The following is a 23068-nucleotide window of genomic DNA, read 5'->3' as shown; positions in this document are numbered from 1 at the left end:
GATCGCTCCCGTTACGGGAGCGCCATCGGTTTCGGTACCGATCGAGGTCGTGGAGCAGTTAGAGGGCCAGCGCCGAGGCGCGTCCGACAGGTCAAAAGAAGTTACGAGATACCGGGCTAGGGGCGCACACCGGGTGCCCACGTCGGCGCACCCACCGCATGGGATGGCCAGCCGGCGACAACCGGCCCGACAACCCCGGGCCGCACCGGTCAGGCGTTGTAGGAGGCGTGGGTCGAGAAACTGGTACTCATCGCCCCGGTGGCGACGAGGATGAGGTCGAGCACGATCAGCACCAGCCCGACGACGAGCGAGACGATGCACCAGGTCCTGGCCCGCCGGGAGGCGTCCAGCGCACCCTGGATGTCACCCAGCTGCTGGCGGCCCTGGACCCGGGACGCGTTCACGATCGCCACGACACCAGCCGGCAGGCAGCAGAAAAGAGTCACGACGATCGACTGCCACAGGTAGTTCGGGATCGGCGTCCCGCCGTATGGCTGCTGAGGCGGCCCACCGGCCGGGTAGCCCGGCAGGCTGCCGTAGACCGGCGGCTGCTGGCCATAGCCGTAGCCCGGCTCCTGGGGCGCTCCGTAGCCACCCGGCGGCGGGCCCGGCTGCTGGCCGTAGGGGTTGGGGGAGCCGTAGGGCGGTGGTGTCGTCACGGTCGGGACCGCGCCTTTCGGGTCGTCGCGCTCGCCGGGCGGTCGAGCTGGCATGGGGTGTCATTCGGATTGTCGTGGAGCGCCGGGTTGCCGGGGCGGGCACAACCGGATGAAAACGACCACGTTCCGGGTCCCGGTGACGTGGGTCGGCCCCCAGGCCGGCCGACGGGAACGCGCGTCGGCCAGCTCGTCGACGCCCGGTTCTTTCAGGCATCCGTGTCGACTGCTACCGGCTCGCCGCGCGATCCGGCGCGAGATGTCCGAAAGTCGACAACACACCTGACGTCGCCCGCCGCCGGCGTCCAGCCCAACCGGCTCGGCATCGCGCTCTCCCCCTGCTCACCGCCAGACGACCGCCCGGACAGGTCCGCCCGCCCGGGCGGCGCGGCACATTGTGGCACAACCCGGCCCACGCCCGACCGGCCCCGTGCAGCCACATTGCCCAACCCAATGGCCGCACATATTCGCCCGTCCGGGCCGGCGCGGCCGCGGGCTGCGTCAACGTGGCCACCCGGCGACCCGCGGGCGTCACCCCCGATCGCGCCACGACCTGACGGCCAGCCTCGGACGGCTCTCCCACACCGGGCCCCGGCAGCCACGAAACAGCCGGCGATGATCCGGCGAAAAGTACCGGCGAATACAACCGGACGCGGCGCCGGTAAAGCCCCGGCAAAGGAAATACGCAGACGACGCACGTGGCGGCACGGCGGATCTACAGTGCCCGCATGGGAAACGCGCGCGACGAACGGGCACTGCTCGCGGACGTCATCGAAGCCGCCGGGCCGGAGCACCCGACGCTGTGCGTGGGCTGGGACGCCTATGACCTCGTGGCACACCTGGTGACCCGGGAGCGGGTCCCCAAGGCCGGCCCGGGGCTGATCATCCCGAGACTGCACGGGATCACGGAGCGCGCCGAGAAGGCGACCCGGACGGCGCGCCCCTTCCCCGAGCTGCTGGCGATCTTCCGGTCAGGCCCACCGGCCTGGCAGCCGTCCCGGTTCCGCGCGCTTGACGACGCCACGAACCTGGTCGAGTTCTTCGTGCACGGCGAGGACGTCCGGCGCGCCGGGGCGCCCGAGGCGGTGCCGGCGCGGGAGGTCGGCCCCGAGCTGAGCGAGAAGCTGTGGGCGTCGGTCCGCCGGATGGCGCGCCTCTCCTACCGCCGAGCGGCCTTCGGCCTGGTGCTGGAACGCGCCGACAGCGCCGCCCCCTCTGGTCCCAGCCGCGTCGTCGCCCGCAAGGGCGAACCGGCCGTGACGCTGAGAGGCCCGGCCGCGGAGCTGCTGCTCTACGGGTTCGGCCGGCGGTCCGCCGCCCAGGTCGAGGTCACGGGTGACCCGGGCCTCATCGCGACACTGGAAAAGACGCCACTCGGCCTGTAGCTGGCAGGCTGGGTCCCGTGGACACCTCGCGCGAGGACCTGCCGACGACGCCGGAACCTTCGCCGGCCGCTCCAGCGGTGCTCGACCTGGACCCGCCAGCCGAGGACCCGGAGTGGCCCGAGGACGTGACCGCCCGGGTGGCCGGCCGGGTGGTGCTGCTCGACCCCTCCGACGCGTTCCTGCTGATCCGCGCGCACGACCCGTTCCTGGCCGAGTCGCCGACCTGGTGGCACGTGCCAGGCGGTGGCCTCGACCCCGGCGAGAGCCCCGAGCAGGGCGCGATCCGGGAGATCGCCGAGGAGGTCGGCATCCGGCTCACCGACGTCGGTCCCGTCGCCGGAACCCGGGTCTCGCGCTTCCAGTTCGCCGGGCGGCACTACGTCCAGACGGAGTCCTTCTTCGTGGTGCGGCTCCCCGAGCGGGTCGACGTCGACGCCACGGCCTGGACGGACCTGGAGCGCAGGTCAACCCTCGGCTGGCGCTGGTGGACCGTCGAGGAGGTGCGCGCCACCGCCGAGACCGTCTATCCCCGCCGGCTGACGACCTTGGTCAGCGGCTGGCTCGGGCACGGCCCCGGTGCCGGGCCGATCGACCTGACCTGACCGGGCGCCGCCCGGCGGGCGTCGCGGCGCCGCCCTGAGCGCTCAGCCAGGCCGCTGGCCGCCACGGTCCTGGCGCGCTGGCCCGGCGCCCGCCTTGTCCTTGCTGGCAAGCCCGCCCGTCCTCGGCGGCTGGCCCAGCAGCCAGGCCCCCCACGGGCCGACCCGACCCGGCTCTCGGACCGGAGCCCAGGGCAGCTCGCGGGCGTCCATGGTGTCCAGCAGCTCGTCGAACCGGCCCAGCACGCCGAATCCCAGCGTGCCGGCGAACGGCCCCCGCGCGAACAGGTACGGATGCGGCCGGCTGGGCGCACGCGGCAGCAGCCGCTCGTACTCGGCGACCAGCCGGTCCTGTCGCCAGGAGGGGGCCGCCTCGTCGTACTCGCGCAGCAGCTCCTCCTCGACCTGGCCATGGTCGGAGATCGCGGCCACGAAACGGCGGCGTAGCTCGTCGGTCGCGTTTCCCCGACCGTGCGTGTCCCCCTGCGCGACCTGCTGCACGCCGCGCATGGTCAGCACCATCTCGTGGGCGTCCGCGCGCAGCCGGGCGATGGTGCCCTCGGTGTGCGGCAGCACCCGAGCCACCTCCGGATAGACGAGCCGGTCCATGGTCGCGAGGTGCTGGCACATCGCCGCCACGGCCGCGTCGCCCGCGTGGTGGATCTGGCGCGGATCGGCGTCGCTCGGCGCCCCGTCGGCGACCCACGCGGCGAGCCGGGTGGCGTCCCGGTGGACCGGGCCGACCAGACCGGCCAGCCCGTCCTGGGTCAGCGGCGGGCCCGAGGCCCGCGGACCCGGCGCCGCGGACCCGTCGTCCGCCCAGCCTCCGTCCAGCGGCGCGCCGGCCGCGGCGGGATCGGACCGGGGGGTGGTGGCCCGAGGCCGATGGGATGTCCGCTTCGCCAGCCGGCTGGTCAGCCGCTTCGTGGCCGCCGCCGGCTTCGTCAGCGTCCTGTAGCGCATGTGCACCTCCTGGGCGCGGCGCCCGCTTCACCTGGGGCGGGAGCGCGGCCATGACAGCCTGGGTAGCCACGACCTGACTCGATCGGCCGCGAACCGACCGAACGCCGAACAGGGGTTTCCTGCCCGCTCACGACGCCGGTATGGCCACCAGCCAGCACATCGACGTGATGCGACGGAAAGTAACGACTAGGACGCTATCCGGCTGGCTGTGAGACACTGATCCACAACCCTGTCGCAGGAAACATTCGACACGCGTTGTAGCCGCAAGCAGGATGGCCTAAATTTCTACGCTGCGGAGGATACCGGCTACCCTTCCGACATGCCTGGCACCGCTGCCCCGGGGTCCCCGCCGGGCTGGAGGAGCCGATCCGACCGGTCGACGCCGCCGGACGGCTCGGCCGTCATGGTGCGGCCAGCCAGCCCGGCGGCCGACGCGACCGCCAAGCCCGCGGACACGGCCGGCGGCCGGCGTCGTAGTCCCGACAACAGCACCGAGGCCGCGGTCGCGCGTGCCCGCGGCCAGCTGGGGCACCTGCGCCAGCAGTTCCTCCAGGGGCGGCTTCCGCCGCTGGGCCACCTCATCGTCCGGCACCGGCTGGCGATTCCGGGCGGATCAGAGGCGCCCTGGGTGCTCACCCGGTCCTGGCGGGTCCGGGCCTGGCTGGAAGGACGTTGCCTCAACGACGCGGTGCACCCGTCGCTCGCCCACATCCGAATGGGCCGGGCGGTGGTCGTCGACGCCGACCAGGTCGTCGACTGGGCGATCGTCGACGCGTTCGGCTCGATCATCGACGGCGGCTGGAGCCGGGACCTGCGCTGGGCGCCGCCACCACCGGAGCACCGAACCATCGACGCGCAGGCCACCGCTGCCTGGCAGAGCACCGCCCACCGGCCCTCCGCGGGCCACAGACCCGCTCACCGCCGGCCCGGCGGCCGTCGAACCGCGAGACACCGACCTGTCGCTCTGACCGGACCGCCCACCCCACATCGGTGCTGGAATCATCACTTTCCGTCCTGGCTACGCTCACAGGCTAGCGAGACGGTGTATCTGCCCGCACTTCCGCGCGGTCTGGGCTACCGTTACGAACCGTGTCGGATGTGACCGGCCCGCACAGCCTCACTGGACCGGAACGGGCAGTTGACAGCGCCTACATCCATGTCACCGTGCCCGATGGCACCGTCGACACGCCGCCTGGTGCTGCCCCGGACGCCCTCTGCGACGACGATCCCGCCTTCGGCGGCGCGGGCCCGGCGATCGGGCCTCGGCAGGCGTCGACCTCCAAAGGCCTCGGCCCCGGCGATGCCTCGCCACCCGCCGGTTTCGCCGTGAGAGACGAGGCCGGGTTCGCGGCAGGAGACAGGGCCGGTCTCGCGGTGAGGGACGAGGCGGGGTTCGCGGCACGCGACGAGGGCGCCGTCCCGGCCCGGGACGGCGCAGGGTTCGCGGTCGAGCAGGGCGTCGCGGTCGAGCACGGGTTCGCGGCCACGGACGGGTTCGCGGTCGAGCATGGCTTCGGTCCGGGTGACGCGTTCGCCGGGCCGGACGGCCACCAGCCCGAGAGCACGGCTGGCGCCGCGGCCGGATACGACCCCGTCGGACCGCCGGCCAGCGCCGGCCCGACGCCACCATCCTTCGCCGACTACTTCGGAGCCCTTATCCCGACCAGACCGCACCCGCTCGAGCAGGTGCCCGGCACGCCACCCCCTGGAGCGGAGCCGCCCTTCCCCCCGGGCCCGTACATCCCGGCGGTGCTGCAGTCCTCAACGGAACCGCAGGACCCGCTCGAGCAGAGGACCCCACCCGGCGGCTGGGAGGAGCAACGCTTCCCCGGGATCGGCCGGGGCGACATGCTGGAGCTCGCTGGCCGCCTCGAGCAGCTCGACCAGCTGCTGGACCGGCTGGAGGAGGCCAAGCGCCAGGCCGCCGACGCGAGCGAGCACCTGGTGCTCACCCGGCGCTGGCAAGAGGAGACGGTCCGCACCATCCAGGAGGAGCGCGCCCGGATGCGCCAGCGCCAGCACGCGCTCGACGAGCTCGCCGACCGGGCCAGAGCGGCGGTCGAGGCGATGCAGGCGATGCATCGGACGCTCCCCCGCGAGGTGCTGGAGCTGGCGATCGAGCTGCAGGTGCTCGACCGCGCCGGTTTCCTCACCCGGCGCGCCCCGCGCCAGCAGCCGGACGATCTGCCTTAGCGGCAACAAGGAGTCAGCCAAGGTGCGAGCCGCGCCCGGGCCATCGACGGTCGGTCGCCGGTCCGGCTGCGCTGGGCGACCAAGCCCGGCCATCCGTAGCGATTTAAGGACTTTCGTCCTTACGTTTGAGTCCTAGGGCCTTGCGCGGCAACCACATTTAGAGGGGTGCGCGTCTAGCCCTATAGGCCTACCCGGCATAGGGGGTGCACCTGTCACCACCTCCTCGAGGCCGGCTACGGAAAGTGTTCGCCCTGTGGCCTCTCGGGCCGATCATGACATCTTCGCGTAGTGTCGAGATTACCGGTAGTACCGACCATGGCGACCGCAAGGCCCGCTACCCAGGCAGACGGCACCACCAATAGCCGTCCGCGACCAGGGCAGTGACAGAGCGCCAAGCCGCCCGTGAACCGACGTTTCGTGAAAGACCAGACGTATCGGCGGTACCTGCGTTTACCGTCATCATCCACGTGGACTAGTCTTCTCCACGACGTCAGCCCAACCACCGGACCGAACGCCGAATCCTGCCCGCGGTCCCGGTGTCCCCTCCGAGTCGTCACCACGGGCAGGAGCGGGGGAACCACCCGTGCAAGACCGGCCGGCGTGAAAACGCTGGCCTTGGGGTGAAGCCCTTCGCGCGCCAGTCGCGCGGGGGCCGGGCAGCCCAGCCCGAACCCGACAGCTCACCTCGTAGGCGTACGGGAAGGACCAGCGAGACTTGTCTGCGCCCTCCGTTTGGGATACCGACGCCCGGCTCACTACCAGCCGAGGCCGTCACCGCGGCCTCTCCGTGGTCGCAAAGGCGAAGGGCCGGACCGCGGTTGCCGCGGCCACCACCGGCGCCATCGCGGTATCCGGCATCGCTCTTGCCGGCTGTTCCCCAGCCGCGGACCACGCAAACGACGCCTTCACCGGTGACGGCACCACCACGACCGGACTGAACCTCGCGAGCGCCCTCGGCGCCGGGGGGAGCAGCGGCAGCACGATGGTCCACCCGGTGAGCCTCGCCTCGACGCTCGCGTCCGCGGACGGCGGCACCGCGTCCGACCTGGCCGCCCCGACGCTTGCCTCCAAGGCCGACGTCGACCTGCACATCACGAACCCGAACGTGAACGTCTACGCGGACCAGGCGGTCGAGGTCGGCTTCCAGCTGACCAACAAGGACACCAACCAGCCGCTGGCCAACCAGCTGGTCAAGGTCCAGGTGAAGCTCCCTACGGGGTTCGCCACGTTCCTGCACCTGACGACGAACGGCAGCGGGTACACCTCGTACACCGCACGGGTCCTCACCACCACCCAGATCACAGCGGTGTTCGACGGCACCGACGCACTGCAGTCCGCCGTCTCGGACAACGTCGGCACGCTGAACGTCATGGCGAAGCCCGCCGTCTCGGCATCCCGGGGCATCACGGTCAACGCGCCGACGAATGGCGACCTGGGTTCGAAGGCCGTCTACCTGGCCTCGCTCCAGGCCGGTAAGCCCTACGTCTACGGGGCCAACGGGCCGGACTCGTTCGACTGCTCCAGCCTCGTCCAGTACGTCTACAGGCAGCTCGGCCGCAACCTGCCCCGGACGGCGGAAGCCCAGTACGAGGCCACGATCCACGTCGACCCGGCTCACAAGGAGATCGGCGACCTGATCTTCTTCGGGTCTCCGGGAAACATCTACCACATGGGCATCTACGCCGGCGACGGGAAGATGTGGGCAGCTCCGCACAGCGGTGACGTCGTCAAGCTCGAGGCTATCTACAGCACGACCTACTACGTCGGGCGCGTCCTGTAAGGACCTGGCCGCCGTCGGGCGGCCTGGTCGGCCGGTCCTCCGGCCGACGGCGCCAACCGGCGAGGTAGCCCGGCCCGATCGGCGACGGCCGATCGGGCTTGGCGAGCCCTACGTGGAATCACCCGTCGCGGTGGCCGGCCCTGCGGAAATCCGCGCGGCCACCCGGCGGGCGACTGGCCGTCCCACCCCGGGCTTGTCCCGGCGAGCTCCCCCAGACCAGTGTGTCGCGGCCTGACTCCGCGCGGAGCGTGCCCTGAGGGATCTCCCGCTGTCCGAAGCCGGGCAAGGGGATCCCGTCACGGCTCGGCCTCCCTCGGCCGGGCCGGGATCCACTCTGCGGACTTTGTGACCACCGGCTCGCCGGGGTCCGCCCTGGCGTCCGACCACTGTCTCCACCAGCGTGGCCCAGCCCCTTGCCACGCCCACAGCTCGTCCGTCGGCGCCAACGAGGGCTTCCCCCTCCCGCCCTCGATCTGACGCCCCCGGACGAACCGCCGGCCGATCCCCCTCGGCCCGGCGGCGGCCCGGCCGGTCCCCCCCGGATCCGGGCCAACCAGGCGGCGCCGCCCTTGCCGGGTCTTCCCCCCACCTGGCGGGGGCGGCGCCAGCCGACTCCTCGGCCGAGACCAGGCCCGCCGTCCGCCCTGCCGAGACCCCCCGCCCGGTGGGGCGGACGGCTTTCCGCCGCTCAGCAGCGGCGATCCCGGGCGCTCAGCGCCTCTTGTTCGAGGAGAAGGTCCACAACCGTGCGGACGCGTTCTTGTCCAGGGTGGCGACGCGTTCCCGGTCGGTCGGGACCTCGGTGTCGCAGTTCGGGCCCGGGTCGGGGTCGAACTGGCCGACGACACCGACCGCCGCGAACTGGGACGGGTTGGCGCAGGCCAGGGCGAGCGCCAGCCGTGCTCCCTCGCCCAGGCCCCAGATGTAGACGCGGCTCGCGTCGACCGATGTCCAGTCCTTGGACATGTAAGTGACGACGTCCTTCAGGTACTGGGCGTCGGCGCCGTTCGGGTCGACCTGCCACTGGCTCGCGACCGGCTCCGGGTAGACGAGCGCGAAGTGCTTGCGGTCCGCCAGCGTCGAGGCACCACTGTCCGTCTCGAACACCTTGGTCTTGGTGTTGTCGTCCGACAGGACGAGCACCAGCGGCACCTTGCTCTTCGACTTCTCCTTGGCGTGGATCAGCACCAGGCGCCCCTTGGACGCGTACTGGTCCGGGATCGCCTTCTCCTTCGTCTTCGCCGATCCGTTGCCGTGGGCGACGGTCCAGAGCACAGCGATCACGACGACAGCGATCACGGCTGTCTTGCTGTTCTTCTTCCACCACGCGGAGAGCGGATTCGCGGCCACGCCACCAAAGGAATCACACTAGGCACCGCCATGGCGCCGGTTTACACCACCAGCGTGGCCCCGGCCGTGCCTCCGTGTCATGAGGATGCCCACGTCACTGCCGGCCGAGGCCAGATCCTCGCTCAGGCGATCTCCAGGGCGCGCAGGCGCGCGGCACGCAGGGCGTCGACCTCGGGCGGCCCGGGCAGCGGCGGCAGCTCGCCGTGCACCCAGGACAGCAGCAGATCGGCGACAGCGGGGTTCTGCGCCAGCAGCGGGCCGTGCAGGTAGGTCCCGAGCACCGTGCCGTGGACCATCCCGTCGGTGCCCGCCGGGATGCCATTGCCCAGACCAACCCGGACCGTGCCGAACGGGACCCCACGCGCCCCCGGCAATGGCCTGGTCCGCCCACCGTGGTTCTCGTAGCCAAGCACGGTCGGCAGCCGCAGCGACGGGTCCGGCTCCACAACGATGTCGCCGACGGCCCGGGGCGGCACGGGAGCGTCCGGCGCCTCGAACGAGCGGCGAGTCTCGATGCCGAGCAGCCCGAGACCGTCGTAGATCTTCCCTCCGGCCGGGAAGGTCGTGCCGATCACCTGGTAGCCGGCGCAGACGGCGAGCACCGCCGCACCACCGCCGACGGCCCGGGCGATCGCGTTGTTGCGCCGCAGGCCCTCGGCCGCGAGCGTCTGCGGCTCGTCCTCGCCGCCACCCAACAGGTAGATGTCGCAGCCGGCCGGCACCGGCTCGCCGGCCGGCACACTGACGACCTCGGCCGCCATCCCGCGCCAGCGCAGCCGCTGGACGAGCACCGTCGCGTTGCCGCCGTCGCCGTACGTCCCGAGCAGCTCCGGGTAGATCAGCGCGATCCGGGTGGTCGACTCGCGGCTGCGAACCTGCCCACCCTGCGCGGAGAACTGCCCGGGCGACCCGTCCGCGACCGAGTCCTGGCGCCGCGCCGGCAGCCGGGCGGCGTCCGGCTGCGACCGGGCCGGCGGTGGCTCGAACAGGTGCGCGGCGGGGAGCTGAGGCGGCGCGTACCGCCGTGGCGGTCCGGCCGGCGGGACGCCTTGATCCTCCGGGTAGGTCGCTGGGGGGTTCACCTGGGCCTGGTAACGCGGCTCGGGTGGGTAAGACGAGCCGGGCGGAATCGCCCGGGCGGGCGACGACCCGGCCGGCGGCGGAAGCTCGCGCCGGGCTGGGACGCCGCGGACTGGCAGTCCCCGGGTCGAGTACGGCCCCGGCGGTAGCTCGTCCGGGTGCTGGTAGATCGGCCGGGCGTGCTCGAACGGGTCGGCGGCCGGCGCCGGCTGGCCGTACGGGCCTCTGCCTGGCGGGCCGTAACCCGGCTCAGGCTCGTAGCCGGGGTGCTCGCGGGCCCGCCGCTCGCGGCCGGGCTGGTCGGGCTCGCGGTGCTCGTCGTCCGGGCGCCGATTACGCGACCCGCGCGGCTCCGGCTGAAAAAGGCTCACCAGGCACCGCCTGGGGCGGGCGCCGCCGGCTCGGCGGGCGGGCGCGGCGCGGGCGTGGTCCGCACGAGCAGGTCACGGAAGGCGGTGTAGTTCGCGACGACGTCCAGCCGGGCGTCGCCGGCCGCGTCGGCGGCCTCTTCCGCGCTCGGGTGCACCGTGTGCCGGACGCCGGCGTAGGCCAGCCGGACGCTCATGTCTTCCTTCCGATCCCCGGTGACGAGAACCGGGCGGCCGGCCAGCCGCTCGAACGGCACGTCCCAGATCCAGGACGGGTCACGCCCGTCGGCGGTCTGTGAGTTGAAGTCGACGATCAGGCTGCGCGGCGGAGCGGAGTTGATCAGCTCCATCATCTCGACCCAGCCCGCCGGGTTCTTGGCCAGCAGCATCCGGGCCCGCGTTCCGGCCGAACCGAGCAGCACATCCTGATAGCGGCCCTGGACGTCCCCGAGGTCGGCCATCGCGGCCAGCGCGTCCTCGACGGGCACGCCGAACTCGCGGGCCGCCGCGGCCGCCATCGCCGCGTTGCCGAGGTTGACCCGGCCAGGCAGGCCGATCGACGCCCTGATCGTGTGGCCGAACCACATGATCTCGCCGGGACCGGTCACCGCGACGATCGGCTCCGGGCGCGCCAGCCCGCATTCCGACCACCAGCCGGACTCGTTGCGATGCAGCAGCCGCGCGCACTGCGGGCAGACCATCGCGTCCGCGGTCCAGTTCTGCCCGACCGAGACCCAGACCTGCTTCGACCAGGTCGCCGCCGCCCAGGTGACGAGCGGGTCGTCGACATTGGCGACGACCGTGCAGTCACCGAGCTCCGCGCCGAGCTCACGCCAGATCGCGGCGATCCGGCGGGTCTCGTTCGAGCGGTCCAGCTGGTCCCGGCTGATGTTGAGCAGCGCGACCACGCGGGGCCGGACCTGGCGGGCCACCTTGGGCAGCCAGATCTCGTCCACCTCGAGCGCGGCCGCCGCGTCGTAGGGCGGGCGGGCCAGCGCCGCGAGCACGCCCGGGGCCATGTTCGCGCCGCCGCTGTTCGACTTCACCGGGCCGAGCGTGCCCAGCGCCCTGGCGAGCAGGCGGGTGGTCGTGGTCTTGCCGTTGGTGGCGGACACACAGGCGACCGGCCTGCCGCTGCCGACCTCTTCGAGTGCGTGCGGCGAGACCTGCAGGGCGAGCTTGCCGCCGATCATCTCGCCGGATCCCTTGCCCAGCCGGCGGGAAGCCTCGGACGCCAGCCGCTCAACGGCGAGCGCCGCCTTCGTCCTCGTGGAGAGGCGGCGCGGCAACGGAGTCATCATGGCGATTTCTACAGTGCCACGCCGCCCTGGCGCCGTGGCGGCGACCCCGTGACCTGTCCGCGCTTGCCCCGCCTCGTCACCCGCCCGCTGGCGGCGGACGGGCCACCGACCACCATTCGACGGAAGATCACCTTCTCGCCGCCGGCCGGACATCGCGACGGCGCCCCCGGCCCGGCCCACCTCGCGCCCGCCGGCCTTCACATACACGGGGGAGCATCGCCGGCACCGGTCGGACGAGGCGGTCTCTGCTCCGGGCCACGGGCCGGGCGCGTTGGGCGGGCCTCGCGGCGGCGGGCTCCGGGTGACGCGGTGCGCCGGGCGAATGGGACGGCGCGAGAATCAGGATGCGGAGACACCGACCCCTCCGCGGCGAACGTCGTAGTGATCAAAAGTCTGAAGATTCACCAGCTTTGACGATGTGAGGACACCACGGTGAGCACCAAGGCCATCGCGATCGCGCGAGAGGACGACCGGTGGAGGGCATTCGACCTCGACCCCACCGAACTCGAGGACCTCGACGCGCTGACCGACGCGATGCGTGATCTCGGCGACGGCCTCGTCGTCGCCTTCGTCGAGGAGGACGACGAGTACCTGGCGATCATCAGGATCGACGAGGACACGTCCGACCCTCGGGTCTTCCTCTCCGACCGGCGGGTCCTCGGGACCTCCGGCCTGGCCAAGGCCCTGCTGGCCGACGCGCTGCCGCTGCCGGCGCCGCGCGGTGGGGACGACGACGAGGACGAAGACGAGGCCGTCATGCTGCACGCCCAGCCGATCGGGGATCTCGACCTGCTCGACGACCTCGGCACGACGGCGGAGGCGCTCGTCGCCTTGATCGCCGAGGAGGGCATGCTGCCCGGCGACGTCGTCGCCGCGATCAGCGAACGCGCGGGCGCGGGCGAGATCCTCGACGAGGTCCGCGGCTGACCGGGTGCGCGGCGAGCGGGTGCGCGGCGAGCGGGCGGCGAATCCGCCGGCTGCGGTCGGGATCACCCGGCGCAACCGCCACCGGCTCGCGTGACCGCGGGCTCGCCGCCTCGCGACGCCTGACCGGGTCCAGCGACCATGTCTGACGCGGCGGCAGAGCCCACGGCCGAGCGGGCCGAGCCGGTGCCGCAGGTTCGGCTCGCGGAGCCGGCGGGGCCCGCCCGTGACCTCGCGGCGATGCGGCTCGCGCTCGCCGAGGCCGCGCTGGCCACAGCCGGCGGCGACGTGCCCATTGGCGCCGTCGTGATCGGCGCGGATGGCGCCGTCCTCGGCCGGGGCCACAACATCAGGGAAGCCGCCGCCGACCCGACCGGGCACGCCGAGATCGTCGCCCTACGTGCCGCGGCGGCCGCCGTCGGCGAATGGCGCCTCACCGGTGCGACCCTGGTCGTCACGCTCGAACCGTGCACCATGTGCGCCGGCGCGCTCGTGCTCGCCCGGGTCGCCCGCCTCGTCTACGGCGCCATCGACGAGAAGGCCGGCGCCGTCGGCTCGCTGTGGGACGTCGTCCGCGACCGCCGCCTCAACCACCGCCCGGAGGTCATCACGGGCGTGGCCGCAACCGACTGCGCCGCTCTCCTGGACACCTTCTTCGCCACCCGCCGAGCCCCCCGACGCCCCCAGGCCACCACCGACCCGTAGCCAACCCCTCGCCAGGGCTCGCGGGCCCGGAGGCGCACCGGGTTCGGGGCTTCGCCCCGGGCGCTCGGGCAGACCCGTGCCGCGCCGGCCACCGGCCTTGGCTGGTTGAGTCATACCAGGTGGCTGTGGACCTGGGATCTTCCGAGCCACGGGGTATGAATGGGCTCGCCGTCGACGGCGGGTGCGGCGAGCATCCCTGGCTCACAATGGCTGCGGCCAGTCAGCCGGTGAGCACGAAATTGGGCAGGTACTCGACGGCAGCCTCGAACAGGCAGGCGAGCAGGAAGCACGCGATGCCAACCGCGATCCCGATCCAGCGTCTGCCGTGGACCGCGATGGCCGCTCCCGCCAGCGCGGGCAGGGCACCGAGCAGACCCACGTGCACGAAGAGACCCGGGTGTGTCCGGATCTCGACCGAGCCACCCCAGTCCGCGGTGAAGCGGCGATCGCGAGGCCAGGCCCAGCAGATCAGATAGCACGTCAAGAAGGCGCTCGAGACGTACGCCGCGACCGGCAGGATCTGCCTGACCTGACTCCACCTCGACGCGGACGCAAAGATCACGAGTCCTCCTCGCTCCACTACTCCCGCCAGGCGCACAGGGCCTGCGTAGGGAGCGCCGGGCCCGGAGTTCGCCTCCAACATTCTGGGCAGACCTGGCCGCGGTCCCAGCCACGGCCTTGACGCGTTCAGACATACCAAGTGGCTGCAGATCTGGAGTTTCCCCAGCCACAAACTATGAGTCAGTCAGCCAACCCGCCCAACAAAGAGGGCGGCATCAAACGCCACCCAGATACCCAGATGAGCAACACGGAACGCGAACGAGGCGGGTGTCAGGGGCGAAGCCCCTCGACACGGGAGATCCAGGGAGTCACCCCCCTTGGACAGACATCACGGCAACCGCGAAAGCGCCCCCCAGAAGGCGACGCTGAGCAGAAGAAACCAACCACAGAAGTTAGAACGATGAACGACACGAAGCGCGAACGCAGGACGCACCGATGAGCAACACGGAACGCGAACGAGGGGGGTGTCGGGGGGCGAAGCCCCCCGACACGGGGGTTCCAGGGGGTCGCCCCCCTGGGCAGACATCACGGCCCCCGGTGAAGCTGCCCCAAAGGGCAGCGAACAGCGGAGGCCGGCGCGGTGGAGGTGGGATTTGAACCCACGGAGGGGTTGCCCCCTCACACGCTTTCGAGGTCTGCCCAGCGTGGTCCGCCAGGGTTCGCCGTGGTCCCACTGTGGCTTTTGAGGCGCCCGAGCACGACGCCGACCGGGGGCGAACGTTGACGAACGAGACCAGGAGTGAGACCAGTGGACCGGGCAAGGGCCGTGCGTGGAGCCGCCCGCCTTGAGAGGGCGCACCCCGGCGCTCGACGAACTCAATACGCGGCTCCCGCGGCCCGTCGACCACCCACCCGGTGCGCGGATCTCATAGCAGATCCGCCATGATTGACCGATGGCATGGGAGTGGGTCTCACCCGTAGCAATCGCCACGGGAACGATCATCACGACGACCGTTACGGCGCTTCGGTCGCGCGGGGATCGCCGACATGCTGATGGCGTCGCCGCATCCGCCCGAGCAGACGCCGTCGCGGCTGCCGCCGCCGCCCGGGCGCACGCCAAAGAGACCGCCGCCGAAGAACTCAAACAGCGCCGAATCGAGCCGACCTACAGCCTCTTGTTGGAATGGCTAGGTCAGCAATGGCGGTGGGCTCGCGATATTCAACCAGTTTACAAGTTTGGCGAACAGTCCGAACCCGCACCGCCCGCCACCCAAGAGTTAAGCCAACGGCTCGAAGGCTCGCTGGTGCTGCACGGCGGCGACGCAGTATGGGAACTATTTAAAGAGTACGAACAGCACCTGTGGAATCTCGCAGTCTGCGATAGAGCCATACGGACCGCCATTCATCCGAGTGAGTCCGATGAAGCCGGGGCGTCGAGGATTTCCGAGCTGCACGCCGAGGTCCGACGCCAAAAAGATGCCATCGATGCTATAGATAAGAAGCTTAGAAGGCAGGTTCGCCTAGAATTGTCCGGCGTAGCGCCGGAAATCGAGACGAACCATTGGGGCGGCCCGAATTGGGGCGTGGCCTAATATCCTGACTTCGGGTATCAAGCAACCCAATCGAGCAGTCTAGTCTGCCCGCCGAGCGGCAGAGAATCTGGCGGCCGACCCGCTTTTCTTCACCATCCTAGGACTGAGACGATCTCGCGTGCGGCGTCGACCGGTAGGACGGTGGACGTGTCCAACGTGAGGTCCGCGGTGGGCAAACGCTCGGTCGCATCCCAGGCGGCAAGGCGCTCCGCGGCGTCCGCAGGATTCCGCTTGGTGAGTCGGCCGGCGGCGACCTCGCGAGGACACCAGAGCTGGACGACCGTCCAACGCACCTCTGGCGCGGCAGCCTCGATCGCCCCCACGGCTTCTACCTGACCAAGGTGCACCACGGGTACGTGGTCGGTCGCGGCCTTGACCAGCGCAGGAGTGTCGACCGCGTATCGAGAGCCGTAGCGGCGATTCTCCCAAGCGATCTGCCCGGCCTCAGCGAGTGAATCGATGCGCGCATCGTCCACTAGGCGGTAGCCATCCGACCGACCCTTGCCTGATTTTAGGCGGGGGAACAGTTGAATTCGAGGGTCGACCGCCGTCAGCATCAAGGTAACCGTATCCTTCCCGGCCGCTGGTGGCCCATACAAGAGGACCCCCTGGGGGATCATCGGGACAGGATCTTAGCGACGAGATCTTTGGCCTGACCTTGGAGCGGCGATGACGACGCGGAATTGTCGATAAGCTCGTGATCCGCTGTCGGCCGGAACTCGGTGTCAACGCCTGCGAGGTACGCACCCCAGTCCGCGAGCTTGGCCGCGTCGCGGGCCGCACCACGATGCCGTATGTACTGCTGCATGCTGTCCGGGTCGCAGCGCACCCACACCAGCGTTGCGACGGCGCCCCGCTCGTTCAGCCTAGCAACGGTCCGATCCAGCCAGGCCTGATCCCGGAACTCGCGGAGGAATGGCGCGACCGACACGACGCTGTTTCCGCACTCGACATTCTCCAGCGTCGCTGCGAGGAGGGCATCGTACTCACGCGGCCGAACGATGTTCAGGTAGTCGGCTGACTCGCGGTCGTGCGGGGAACGGCCAAGCACTTCTAGCGCAGCCTCGACCACCGGGCGAGTGATCGTGTCCTTGTCGACTACCGCCCAGCCCGTCTGCCGTCCGAGGATACGGCCAAGCTCAGACTTGCCGCTTCCCGGGTATCCGCCGATGAGAACGGCCCGCGGCACTTCCGGCCGCCACGCCGCCGGATTGACACCTACGGGCGCATGAACGACGCGCTTTGATCGCGACTGCGACACCACCAGGCCCTCATCTCCGAGCACGCGCATCGCCTCGTTGATCGTATAGACGCTGGTCTTCCACTCGGCCGCCAGCTCCCGGGTAGACGGGAGCACCGCGCCGTCCCGCAGACGGCCGGACTGGATCTGGTTGCGGATGCTGCGCGCGACCTGCTGGTGGAGCGACTCCGTCGCCGGGGTGCTCCGGTCGGTACTCGCCACGAGACGTCTCCTCACCGCTGTGCGTCGGACACAGCCTCTCATCTGATCGGCCTGATCGGCCCGTCAGGGCTGGTCAGAGGCCTTCCATGAGACCAACGTGACCTAACAGTTGACCTGTTCCCCGTTCAACTGTTAGCTTCCTGTTGTCGCTGACGGACGAGGCAAGGAGGGCTACGAAAAGTGACAGCGCCTGCGGTGGTGACCGGCCCGGGTTTCCGGGCCGGGTCGCCGTCCGATGACCTCGACAACGTCCGCCAGGCACCGCGCGGGGTTGGTCAGGCCGACGCGATGCGGGCCGGGATCGAGCTGCTGCGGCGGCTCGATGGCTGCGCCGACGTCTACCTGACTTGCCACCCACGCCGGGCAGAGGCCGCGTTCGCCGTGACGCTCGACGCGCAGGTCGTCCCGAACGTAGGAGCGCACCGCACCGAGGAGAGCGACCGCTCGCGGCTGGACGCGATTGTGCAGGCCTGCGCCGCGCTGGGCGCCCCGTTCGTCCTGGTCACCCCATGGTCCGGCGACGACGGCGTCAAGCTCACGATCTTTACCGTCGTCGCGGGCGTCGGCATCGACCTGTGGACCTCGGTCACGGACCCGTCCGTCGTCGCCGACGTCCGCGCCCAACTCACCGACGACACCGAGCCGGCCCCGGCCGTCCAGCCGACCGGCCCGGACGTCGAGGCCGACCACGACGAGCCGACGCCTGACGAGCTGGCCGCGATCGCCGCCGAGTGGCCTTTGATCGCCGCCGAGCTGGGCGTCACCGACGCCGACGCCGCCATCGCCGCGCAGGGCTGGAGCCCACTCGCCGCGCGCCGCCTGGCCGTCGCCCGCCGCCGCCTGGTCGAGGTCGCCGCCGGCTTCACCCTGACCGACCCGGACGCCATGACCTACCGCCCGATCGCCCCGGCCGACCCGACCCCTGCCCGCTCGACCCACCGCCGCCCGGCCTGAAAGGAGCCCCTCTCTTGTCCACCTCGATCAACCCGGCCGCCGCGGCGGAGCCGGTCGACCCCCGCCAGCTTCGCCGCGTGGCACGCGCCCTCGACGGTGCGCTGTGGCTGGTCGCGCTGATGGTCTGCGCCTACAGCCTCGCGAACGTCCACGGTGTCGCGACCAGCCACGGCACCGCCGACCCGCAGGCCTGGCTGTTGGCCCCGATCGTCGACATCGCCCTGTTCGGTGGGATCACCGCCGACTCGATCCTGTCCCGCTACGCGGTCCGGCCGTCGGGCTGGGGCGCGACGCTGCGCTGGGTCTGCGGCTGCTCGACGTGGACGCTCAACGTCTGGGACGCCGCCGGCTCCCGGGACATGGGCGCGATCGTCGCCCACTCGATCCCACCGCTGGTGCTGATCCTGCTGGCCGAAGCCGCCCCCCGCTACCGCCAGCAGTTCGCCGCCCTGGTCCGTTCCGCGCCTGCCCCGGCCGACACGGCGCCCGTCGTCGAGCCGGCCGCCGCGCCGGAGCCCGTAGCTGTCACCGTCCCGGCGCCGCGTACCGGTACCCCGGCCCGCCGCCGTACCGGTACGGCCACCCGTCCGGCGACCGGTACACGTACCGCCCGGCGCACCGACGCCGAGCTACTGACCGCCCTGACCGACGTGCCCCGCGACGACGACGGCACCGTCCCCGTCCGCCGCGCCGCCGCCGCCCTGAACTGCGGCCCCGACCGCGCCCGCCGACTCCTCGACACCGCCGGCCTACGCCGCCCGACCCCGATACCCGCACTCACCGTGGCGGCTGCCTGATGACCGAGCCCCTCACCCCCCGCGACGACGACACCCCGCCCGCCGGCATGGTCCTGCCCGGCCCCTGGACCCCCACCACCCCCACCGAGACCGCCGCCCCCGCGCTGACCGGGGAAGTCCTCGACCACCCGCCCGCCCGCTACCGACCCCGCGTGCCCGCGGTGTCCCGGGGGGAGCCGGTATCGCGGACGTGGATCGTGGTGACCGGAGTGCGGACGGTCGCCACGCACCCGCAGACCAAGACCGGCGCGAAGCTGGTCGCCCGCAACCTGTGGTACCCGGTCGCCGGCGCCGGTGTCGCCTACCGCCGCTGGCAGGACACGCACGGGGCGTCGCGGTACGAGCGGCAGATGCGCCGCGCGGAGATCGCGGGCGATCAGGAGAGCCTGCGCGAGTGGGAACTCCGCGACGTCGCGGAAAAGCAGCGCCGCCACGACCGGGTCATGGACTGGGTCCGCTCGCCCGTCGACCTGCTCCGCGCCGCCGCGGCGGGCCTGGCCGGGTTCGCCGCCCTGCTCCTCGTGCTCGGTGTGGTCCTCGCGCTGGGCCACCACGACCCCGGCTACGTCCTGGCCCCGATCATCGGCGTGATCGCCCTGGTCACGTTCGTGTGCTGGTTCCTCGCCGCCTACGGCGCCCTTCTCCTGCTCGCCGCGACCGGCGGTGTCGGCGCGTGGCTGTGGCATCTGGGCCGCTCCCGTTCCGAGCTACCCGCCTGGGTGTCAGCCACCACGCCCGACGGCAGCGCCGGGCGGGACGTGATCCCGGACGAGCGGGCGATCACGAACGCGCTGCGGAACCTCAACCTGCCGGCGCTGAACAAGAAGTTCCGCGAGGGCTGGACCCCCCGCTGGCTCGACGCGCCGGCCCACGACGGCAAGGGCTGGCACTCCCGGCTCCTGCTCCCCGAAGGCGTCACCGTCGAAATGATCGTCAACAACAAGCGGGTCCTCGCCCACAACCTGCTGCGCCTGCCGGTCGAGGTGTGGCCGACCGAGCCCCGCGACAAGCCCGGCGTCCTGGATCTGTGGGTCGCCGACCAGGGCAGCCTGACCAAGCCCGTCGCGCCATGGCCGCTGCTCACCACCGGTACCGCGGACTACTTCAAGGGCGTGCCGGTCGGGGTCGACCCGCGCGGGAACACCGTCCTCGGCCGCCTGTTCCAGGCCAACTGGGGCGTCGCCGGGATGATGGGCTCCGGCAAATCCACCCTGATCATCACCGGCCTGTTGGGCGCGATCCTCGACCCGCTCGTCGAGATCGACGTCTACTGCATGGCCGTCAACGCCGACTACGACCCGCTGCGACCCCGGCTACGAACCCTGTTCGTCTCCGATGACCCGGACGAGATCCCGACCGTCCTCGGCGCGCTCAAGCGGCTCATGTCCGAGCTGTCCGACCGCGGCCGCAAGCTCTCCGCGGCCGGCGAGCCGAAGCTCACCCGGGCCCTGGCAGAGGCCGACCCGAGCATGCGACCGAGGGTCGTGGTCATCGATGAGTGCCAGGAGCTGTTCGTCTCCGACGTCGGCGAGGAAGCCGCCGAACTCGTCGAGAAGATCGTCGCCAAGGCCCGCAAGTACGGCGTCACCCTGATCTTCGCCACGCCCGTCCCGTCGGCGGACTCGCTGCCCCGCAAAGTCGCCAAGGTCCTGTCCAACCGGGCGTGCTTCGCCATCGGCGACCACCAGGGCAACGACGCCATCCTGGGCACCGGCAAACACAAGGCCGGGATCACCGCGACGACGCTGCGGCCGATGACCGTCGAGGCCGACGGCACCGTCGACCTCGGTGACCTCGGCACCGCGATGACCTCCGGGTTCACCCCCGCCGACGGGCTGCTGCGCTGCCACTACGTCCGCCGCGGCGACGGCGTCGATGACGTCACCCCCGTCGTCGAACGCGCCCTCGCCATGCTCGACACCCCACCAGCCCCCGCCGCCGACGACGAGCCGGCACCGGTCGAGCACGTCGACCCGCTCGCCGACATCGTCGCCGTGATCCGCACCGCCGGACCGGACCCGATCATGCCCACCCTCGAAGTCCTCGCCGGGCTCGCCGCGCTGCGGCCCCAGCTCTACCGGGGGTGGACGTTCGAACGGCTGCGCGAGGCGCTCCCCGACTCCGCACGGCCCTACAAGACCCGCGGCCGGATGTCCGTCAACGCCGACCGCGTCGCCGCCGCCATCGCCGACCGCGACACCCCCGACGATCCCGATCTCGCCGACGAACCAGCCGACGAGTTCGACACAGCGTGACCGTCCGGCCGAGGGAACCCGCGAGGGAGGACCGAGGGACCGAGGGAGTTCTCCCTCGCCAGCTCCCTCACCGCCTCCCCGCGCCCGCCACCGCCGTCTAGCAGCGCGAACAGTCGCAGGCCACACCCCCAGGGGAGCCAAGGGACCCGAGGGACCCGACCCCCAACCAGCCAGCCCACACCCCGAAACCGCGATCGAGACGCCCTCCTGCGCCTCCCTCCCCTCCCCACCCACACCCACCAACCGTCACACAGCGTGACAGAACGGAGAACCCTCCATGCGCCACCAGACCCGGCTACGACCCCGCGCCCGCTGGCCCTGGGCCCTCGCCGCCACGGTCGGCCTGTTCCTCTGGGCCGCCGCCACCGCCCCGACCACCACCGCCGCCGACCTCGCCGTCGCCGGCCACGTCCTGACCCAGATCACCGCGGGCCTGGGCGAGTTCATCGCCGCCCTCTGACGACCAAACCAGTCGCTAGCCACCACCTCACGGAAGGACCGAGACATGGACTGCATCCACTGCGGCGCCAAGGTCGAAAGCGGCGTGTGTACCAACACCGCCTGCCCCCTGTCGAAGACCAACCCGAAGATCCGCCGCGCCGGCACGACCCACGCCTGCCTGTGGGTCGCCGTGTTGCTCGCGACCGTCCTCTGACCTCGCCCGGGGCGCGGCGCCAACCGCCAAGAAGCCGCCGCGCCCCGGCCCTCACCCCTCATCGCAGAGCAAGGGAGTTTCCATCATGGCGCAGTACACCTGCCCAGACTGCGGGGTCACCTCGCAGCAGCTCAGCAGCCCCGGCGAGGCCAGCCAGCTCCTCGCGACTCACCAGCAGTACACCTGCCCCGCCCGCCGCGGGCCGGTCGGCGGCGGCCAGGGCCGCGCCACCACCACGACGACGACCCGTCGGCGGCGGTAGCCCCGGTGAAGGTCAGCGTCTTCGGCACGCCCGACGAGATCTCCGGCGCCCTGACCGCGCTGCTGCTGCACCTTGACGTGCTGGACGTCTCGGAGCCGTTCGCGTCGGTGTTCTACGCCGACGAGCTGCGCGTCGACATCGACGCCGAACTCCCCGCCCCCACCCGGGCCGACGTCCTGGCCGACCTCGCCGCGATCCTCCACGGCCAGGCCTCGATCCCGGTTGGGGAGCTTCTGCCCGCCCTGGTGGCGCACGCCCCGGACGCCTACGCCGACTGGACGCCGCGCCACGTCGCGGCAGAGCTACGCCGCCACCGGATCGCCGTCACCCAGCTTCGCCCCGGCGTCCGGGTCCTCCGCGCCGCCGACCTCCCACCGACCACCCGTACGGAAGGAGCCCAGCACTGATGGCTCGTAACAACCCGACCCGGGTCCGCGCGTCGATCAACCGCGCGGTCGCCACCCAGCTCATCTGCCCGGACTGCCGCCGGCGGTTCGGCACCGACACCGCCCTGCACACCCACACTCTCGCCGCCCACGGCCCGACGGCCCGGCCCGTCCAGCGGGCCAGTTAGCACCGCCCGGGGCGCGGCGCCAACCGCCAAGAAGCCGCCGCGCCCCGGCCCTCACCCCTCATCACAGAGCAAGGGAGTTTCCAGCATGGCAGGCGAAACCGTCATCACGATCATCGGGAACCTGGCCGGCGACCCGGAGCTTCGCATCCTGCCGACCGGCGCGCAGGTCACGAGCTTCACCGTCGCCTCGACCCCCCGCGCCCTCGACCGGGCGTCGAACGAGTGGCGCGACGGCGAGACGCTGTGGATGCGCTGCTCGATCTGGCGTCAGCCCGCCGAACACGTCGCCGAGTCGCTGACCAAGGGCGCCCGGGTCATCGTCGTCGGCCGGCTCAAGCAGCACTCGTATGAGAAGGACGGCCAGAAGCGGACCGTCGTCGAGCTGGACGTCGAGGAGATCGGCCCGTCGCTGCGGTTCGCGACCGCGAAGGTCGTGCGCGCCGCCCGCGGGACCGGCCCGACAACCGGCGACCAGTGGTCGACCCCTGCGGGCCGCACCCCGGCCGGGGCCGGCGCCGCCCGCTCGGCCGGCTCGACTGTCGATGACCCGTGGGCGCCGCCGGCCGGCGGCTACAGCGACGAGCCGCCGTTCTAACACCCCGCCAGGGGTAAGCGTCCCAACCGTCCCAAGCGTCCCGCCGCAGGTCAGCGCGGGACGGATACCCCCGCCGGGACGGATCGATCCGTCCCACCACCCCGCTCATGCCCTCGC

25 protein-coding genes and 1 riboswitch are annotated in these 23068 nt (G+C 71.7%); of the genes, 17 read left to right on the top strand and 8 right to left on the bottom strand.

The window, feature by feature from the left end:
- Nucleotides 1-209: 209 nt before the first annotated feature.
- A complete protein-coding gene (locus tag FRADC12_RS15070; protein ID WP_045877124.1) occupies nt 210-713 on the bottom strand; it encodes a CD225/dispanin family protein in 504 nt (167 codons plus the stop codon).
- Nucleotides 714-1384: 671 nt separating this feature from the next.
- On the opposite strand from FRADC12_RS15070, the gene FRADC12_RS15065 reads away from it, so the two are divergent.
- Nucleotides 1385-2041 carry a TIGR03085 family metal-binding protein gene (locus FRADC12_RS15065; RefSeq protein ID WP_045877123.1) on the top strand — a complete coding sequence of 219 codons (657 nt, stop codon included), beginning with the start codon at nt 1385-1387 and terminating at the stop codon, nt 2039-2041.
- A 17-nt stretch (nt 2042-2058) separates the two neighbouring features.
- Nucleotides 2059-2643, top strand: coding sequence for an NUDIX hydrolase (locus FRADC12_RS15060; RefSeq protein WP_084010777.1), 585 nt, complete (start codon nt 2059-2061; stop codon nt 2641-2643).
- Between the two features lie 42 nt (nt 2644-2685).
- On the opposite strand, the gene FRADC12_RS15055 is transcribed toward FRADC12_RS15060, so the two are convergent.
- The gene (locus FRADC12_RS15055; protein ID WP_045877122.1) at nt 2686-3603 is read right to left on the bottom strand and encodes a hemerythrin domain-containing protein; all 918 of its coding nucleotides are present in this window, start codon (nt 3601-3603) and stop codon (nt 2686-2688) included.
- Between the two features lie 403 nt (nt 3604-4006).
- On the opposite strand from FRADC12_RS15055, the gene FRADC12_RS32305 reads away from it, so the two are divergent.
- The 3 genes from FRADC12_RS32305 to FRADC12_RS15040 all read left to right on the top strand — a co-directional run bounded on the left by FRADC12_RS32305 (nt 4007) and on the right by FRADC12_RS15040 (nt 7576).
- Nucleotides 4007-4705: a hypothetical protein gene (locus FRADC12_RS32305; protein WP_198152912.1), complete on the top strand. Its 699-nt coding sequence runs from the start codon at nt 4007-4009 to the stop codon at nt 4703-4705.
- Complete coding sequence (locus tag FRADC12_RS34355; RefSeq protein WP_349305868.1) at nt 4693-5796, top strand: hypothetical protein; 1104 nt, start codon at nt 4693-4695, stop codon at nt 5794-5796. The genes FRADC12_RS32305 and FRADC12_RS34355 overlap by 13 nt, the downstream gene beginning before the upstream one ends.
- A gap of 533 nt (nt 5797-6329) precedes the next feature.
- A riboswitch (cyclic di-AMP (ydaO/yuaA leader) is annotated at nt 6330-6504 on the top strand.
- Nucleotides 6505-6583: 79 nt separating this feature from the next.
- On the top strand, nt 6584-7576 hold the full coding sequence (locus FRADC12_RS15040) for a C40 family peptidase (protein WP_232303812.1): 993 nt from the start codon (nt 6584-6586) through the stop codon (nt 7574-7576).
- Nucleotides 7577-8287: 711 nt separating this feature from the next.
- Here FRADC12_RS15040 and FRADC12_RS15035 read toward each other — a convergent pair.
- The 3 genes from FRADC12_RS15035 to FRADC12_RS15025 form a co-directional block, all read right to left on the bottom strand.
- Nucleotides 8288-8926 (bottom strand): PHB depolymerase family esterase, encoded by a 639-nt coding sequence (locus FRADC12_RS15035; RefSeq protein ID WP_045877121.1) that lies wholly within the window; start codon nt 8924-8926, stop codon nt 8288-8290.
- Between the two features lie 122 nt (nt 8927-9048).
- The gene (locus tag FRADC12_RS15030) at nt 9049-9774 is read right to left on the bottom strand and encodes a type 1 glutamine amidotransferase (protein ID WP_045879632.1); all 726 of its coding nucleotides are present in this window, start codon (nt 9772-9774) and stop codon (nt 9049-9051) included.
- 599 nt (nt 9775-10373) lie between these two features.
- Entirely contained in the window at nt 10374-11675 is a 1302-nt protein-coding gene (locus tag FRADC12_RS15025; protein WP_045877120.1) for a Mur ligase family protein, read from the bottom strand.
- A gap of 432 nt (nt 11676-12107) precedes the next feature.
- Here FRADC12_RS15025 and FRADC12_RS15020 point away from each other — a divergent pair, with 432 nt between their 5' ends.
- Together FRADC12_RS15020 and tadA are read left to right on the top strand one after the other, a co-directional pair.
- Nucleotides 12108-12602, top strand: a complete 495-nt coding sequence (locus tag FRADC12_RS15020) for a tRNA adenosine deaminase-associated protein (protein ID WP_045877119.1) — start codon at nt 12108-12110, stop codon at nt 12600-12602.
- 138 nt (nt 12603-12740) lie between these two features.
- On the top strand, nt 12741-13304 hold the full coding sequence (tadA, locus tag FRADC12_RS15015; protein ID WP_502685254.1) for a tRNA adenosine(34) deaminase TadA: 564 nt from the start codon (nt 12741-12743) through the stop codon (nt 13302-13304).
- Between the two features lie 220 nt (nt 13305-13524).
- Here the strand turns inward: tadA and FRADC12_RS15010 are convergent, their stop codons facing one another.
- Entirely contained in the window at nt 13525-13866 is a 342-nt protein-coding gene (locus tag FRADC12_RS15010) for a hypothetical protein (RefSeq protein ID WP_045877118.1), read from the bottom strand.
- An 892-nt stretch (nt 13867-14758) separates the two neighbouring features.
- On the opposite strand from FRADC12_RS15010, the gene FRADC12_RS31355 reads away from it, so the two are divergent.
- A complete protein-coding gene (locus FRADC12_RS31355) occupies nt 14759-15397 on the top strand; it encodes a hypothetical protein (RefSeq protein WP_157488872.1) in 639 nt (212 codons plus the stop codon).
- A gap of 89 nt (nt 15398-15486) precedes the next feature.
- Here the strand turns inward: FRADC12_RS31355 and FRADC12_RS15005 are convergent, their stop codons facing one another.
- Together FRADC12_RS15005 and FRADC12_RS15000 are read right to left on the bottom strand one after the other, a co-directional pair.
- Nucleotides 15487-15954, bottom strand: a complete 468-nt coding sequence (locus tag FRADC12_RS15005; RefSeq protein WP_198152911.1) for a guanylate kinase — start codon at nt 15952-15954, stop codon at nt 15487-15489.
- Between the two features lie 59 nt (nt 15955-16013).
- On the bottom strand, nt 16014-16859 hold the full coding sequence (locus FRADC12_RS15000; protein ID WP_045877116.1) for a GntR family transcriptional regulator: 846 nt from the start codon (nt 16857-16859) through the stop codon (nt 16014-16016).
- 180 nt (nt 16860-17039) lie between these two features.
- Between FRADC12_RS15000 and FRADC12_RS14995 the strand changes: the two genes are divergently transcribed.
- The 9 genes from FRADC12_RS14995 (at nt 17040) to FRADC12_RS14970 (ending at nt 22951) form a co-directional block, all read left to right on the top strand.
- The gene (locus FRADC12_RS14995) at nt 17040-17813 is read left to right on the top strand and encodes a DUF6284 family protein (protein ID WP_157488871.1); all 774 of its coding nucleotides are present in this window, start codon (nt 17040-17042) and stop codon (nt 17811-17813) included.
- 14 nt (nt 17814-17827) lie between these two features.
- A complete protein-coding gene (locus FRADC12_RS32300; protein ID WP_052710926.1) occupies nt 17828-18610 on the top strand; it encodes a hypothetical protein in 783 nt (260 codons plus the stop codon).
- Nucleotides 18610-20865: a zonular occludens toxin domain-containing protein gene (locus FRADC12_RS14985; RefSeq protein WP_052710925.1), complete on the top strand. Its 2256-nt coding sequence runs from the start codon at nt 18610-18612 to the stop codon at nt 20863-20865. The genes FRADC12_RS32300 and FRADC12_RS14985 overlap by 1 nt, the downstream gene beginning before the upstream one ends.
- Before the next feature lie 277 nt (nt 20866-21142).
- Nucleotides 21143-21325, top strand: coding sequence for a hypothetical protein (locus FRADC12_RS14980; protein WP_045877114.1), 183 nt, complete (start codon nt 21143-21145; stop codon nt 21323-21325).
- 45 nt (nt 21326-21370) lie between these two features.
- Entirely contained in the window at nt 21371-21520 is a 150-nt protein-coding gene (locus tag FRADC12_RS31345; RefSeq protein WP_157488870.1) for a hypothetical protein, read from the top strand.
- A gap of 85 nt (nt 21521-21605) precedes the next feature.
- Entirely contained in the window at nt 21606-21782 is a 177-nt protein-coding gene (locus tag FRADC12_RS31340) for a hypothetical protein (RefSeq protein ID WP_157488869.1), read from the top strand.
- A gap of 5 nt (nt 21783-21787) precedes the next feature.
- On the top strand, nt 21788-22189 hold the full coding sequence (locus FRADC12_RS14975; RefSeq protein ID WP_045877113.1) for a hypothetical protein: 402 nt from the start codon (nt 21788-21790) through the stop codon (nt 22187-22189).
- Nucleotides 22189-22356, top strand: a complete 168-nt coding sequence (locus FRADC12_RS31335; RefSeq protein ID WP_157488868.1) for a hypothetical protein — start codon at nt 22189-22191, stop codon at nt 22354-22356. Before FRADC12_RS14975 ends, FRADC12_RS31335 begins: the two co-directional genes overlap by 1 nt.
- An 85-nt stretch (nt 22357-22441) precedes the next feature.
- Complete coding sequence (locus FRADC12_RS14970; RefSeq protein WP_045877112.1) at nt 22442-22951, top strand: single-stranded DNA-binding protein; 510 nt, start codon at nt 22442-22444, stop codon at nt 22949-22951.
- Nucleotides 22952-23068 lie beyond the last annotated feature (117 nt).

Source organism: Pseudofrankia sp. DC12, assembly GCF_000966285.1.
Lineage (GTDB): Bacteria > Actinomycetota > Actinomycetes > Frankiales > Frankiaceae > Pseudofrankia.
This window is presented reverse-complemented; position numbering and strand designations above follow the sequence as displayed.

Bases quoted from the DNA above. Each gene is read 5' to 3' on its own strand.
- FRADC12_RS31335 (WP_157488868.1), top strand. From the start codon at position 22,189: ATGGCTCGTAACAACCCGACCCGGGTCCGCGCGTCGATCAACCGCGCG.
- FRADC12_RS32305 (WP_198152912.1), top strand. From the start codon at position 4,007: ATGGTGCGGCCAGCCAGCCCGGCGGCCGACGCGACCGCCAAGCCCGCG.
- FRADC12_RS15055 (WP_045877122.1), bottom strand. From the start codon at position 3,603: ATGCGCTACAGGACGCTGACGAAGCCGGCGGCGGCCACGAAGCGGCTG.
- FRADC12_RS14985 (WP_052710925.1), top strand. From the start codon at position 18,610: ATGACCGAGCCCCTCACCCCCCGCGACGACGACACCCCGCCCGCCGGC.
- FRADC12_RS31355 (WP_157488872.1), top strand. From the start codon at position 14,759: ATGGCATGGGAGTGGGTCTCACCCGTAGCAATCGCCACGGGAACGATC.
- FRADC12_RS15025 (WP_045877120.1), bottom strand. From the start codon at position 11,675: ATGATGACTCCGTTGCCGCGCCGCCTCTCCACGAGGACGAAGGCGGCG.
- FRADC12_RS15065 (WP_045877123.1), top strand. From the start codon at position 1,385: ATGGGAAACGCGCGCGACGAACGGGCACTGCTCGCGGACGTCATCGAA.
- FRADC12_RS31345 (WP_157488870.1), top strand. From the start codon at position 21,371: ATGGACTGCATCCACTGCGGCGCCAAGGTCGAAAGCGGCGTGTGTACC.
- tadA (WP_502685254.1), top strand. From the start codon at position 12,741: ATGTCTGACGCGGCGGCAGAGCCCACGGCCGAGCGGGCCGAGCCGGTG.
- FRADC12_RS14970 (WP_045877112.1), top strand. From the start codon at position 22,442: ATGGCAGGCGAAACCGTCATCACGATCATCGGGAACCTGGCCGGCGAC.
- FRADC12_RS14980 (WP_045877114.1), top strand. From the start codon at position 21,143: ATGCGCCACCAGACCCGGCTACGACCCCGCGCCCGCTGGCCCTGGGCC.
- FRADC12_RS31340 (WP_157488869.1), top strand. From the start codon at position 21,606: ATGGCGCAGTACACCTGCCCAGACTGCGGGGTCACCTCGCAGCAGCTC.
- FRADC12_RS15070 (WP_045877124.1), bottom strand. From the start codon at position 713: ATGCCAGCTCGACCGCCCGGCGAGCGCGACGACCCGAAAGGCGCGGTC.
- FRADC12_RS15005 (WP_198152911.1), bottom strand. From the start codon at position 15,954: ATGCTGACGGCGGTCGACCCTCGAATTCAACTGTTCCCCCGCCTAAAA.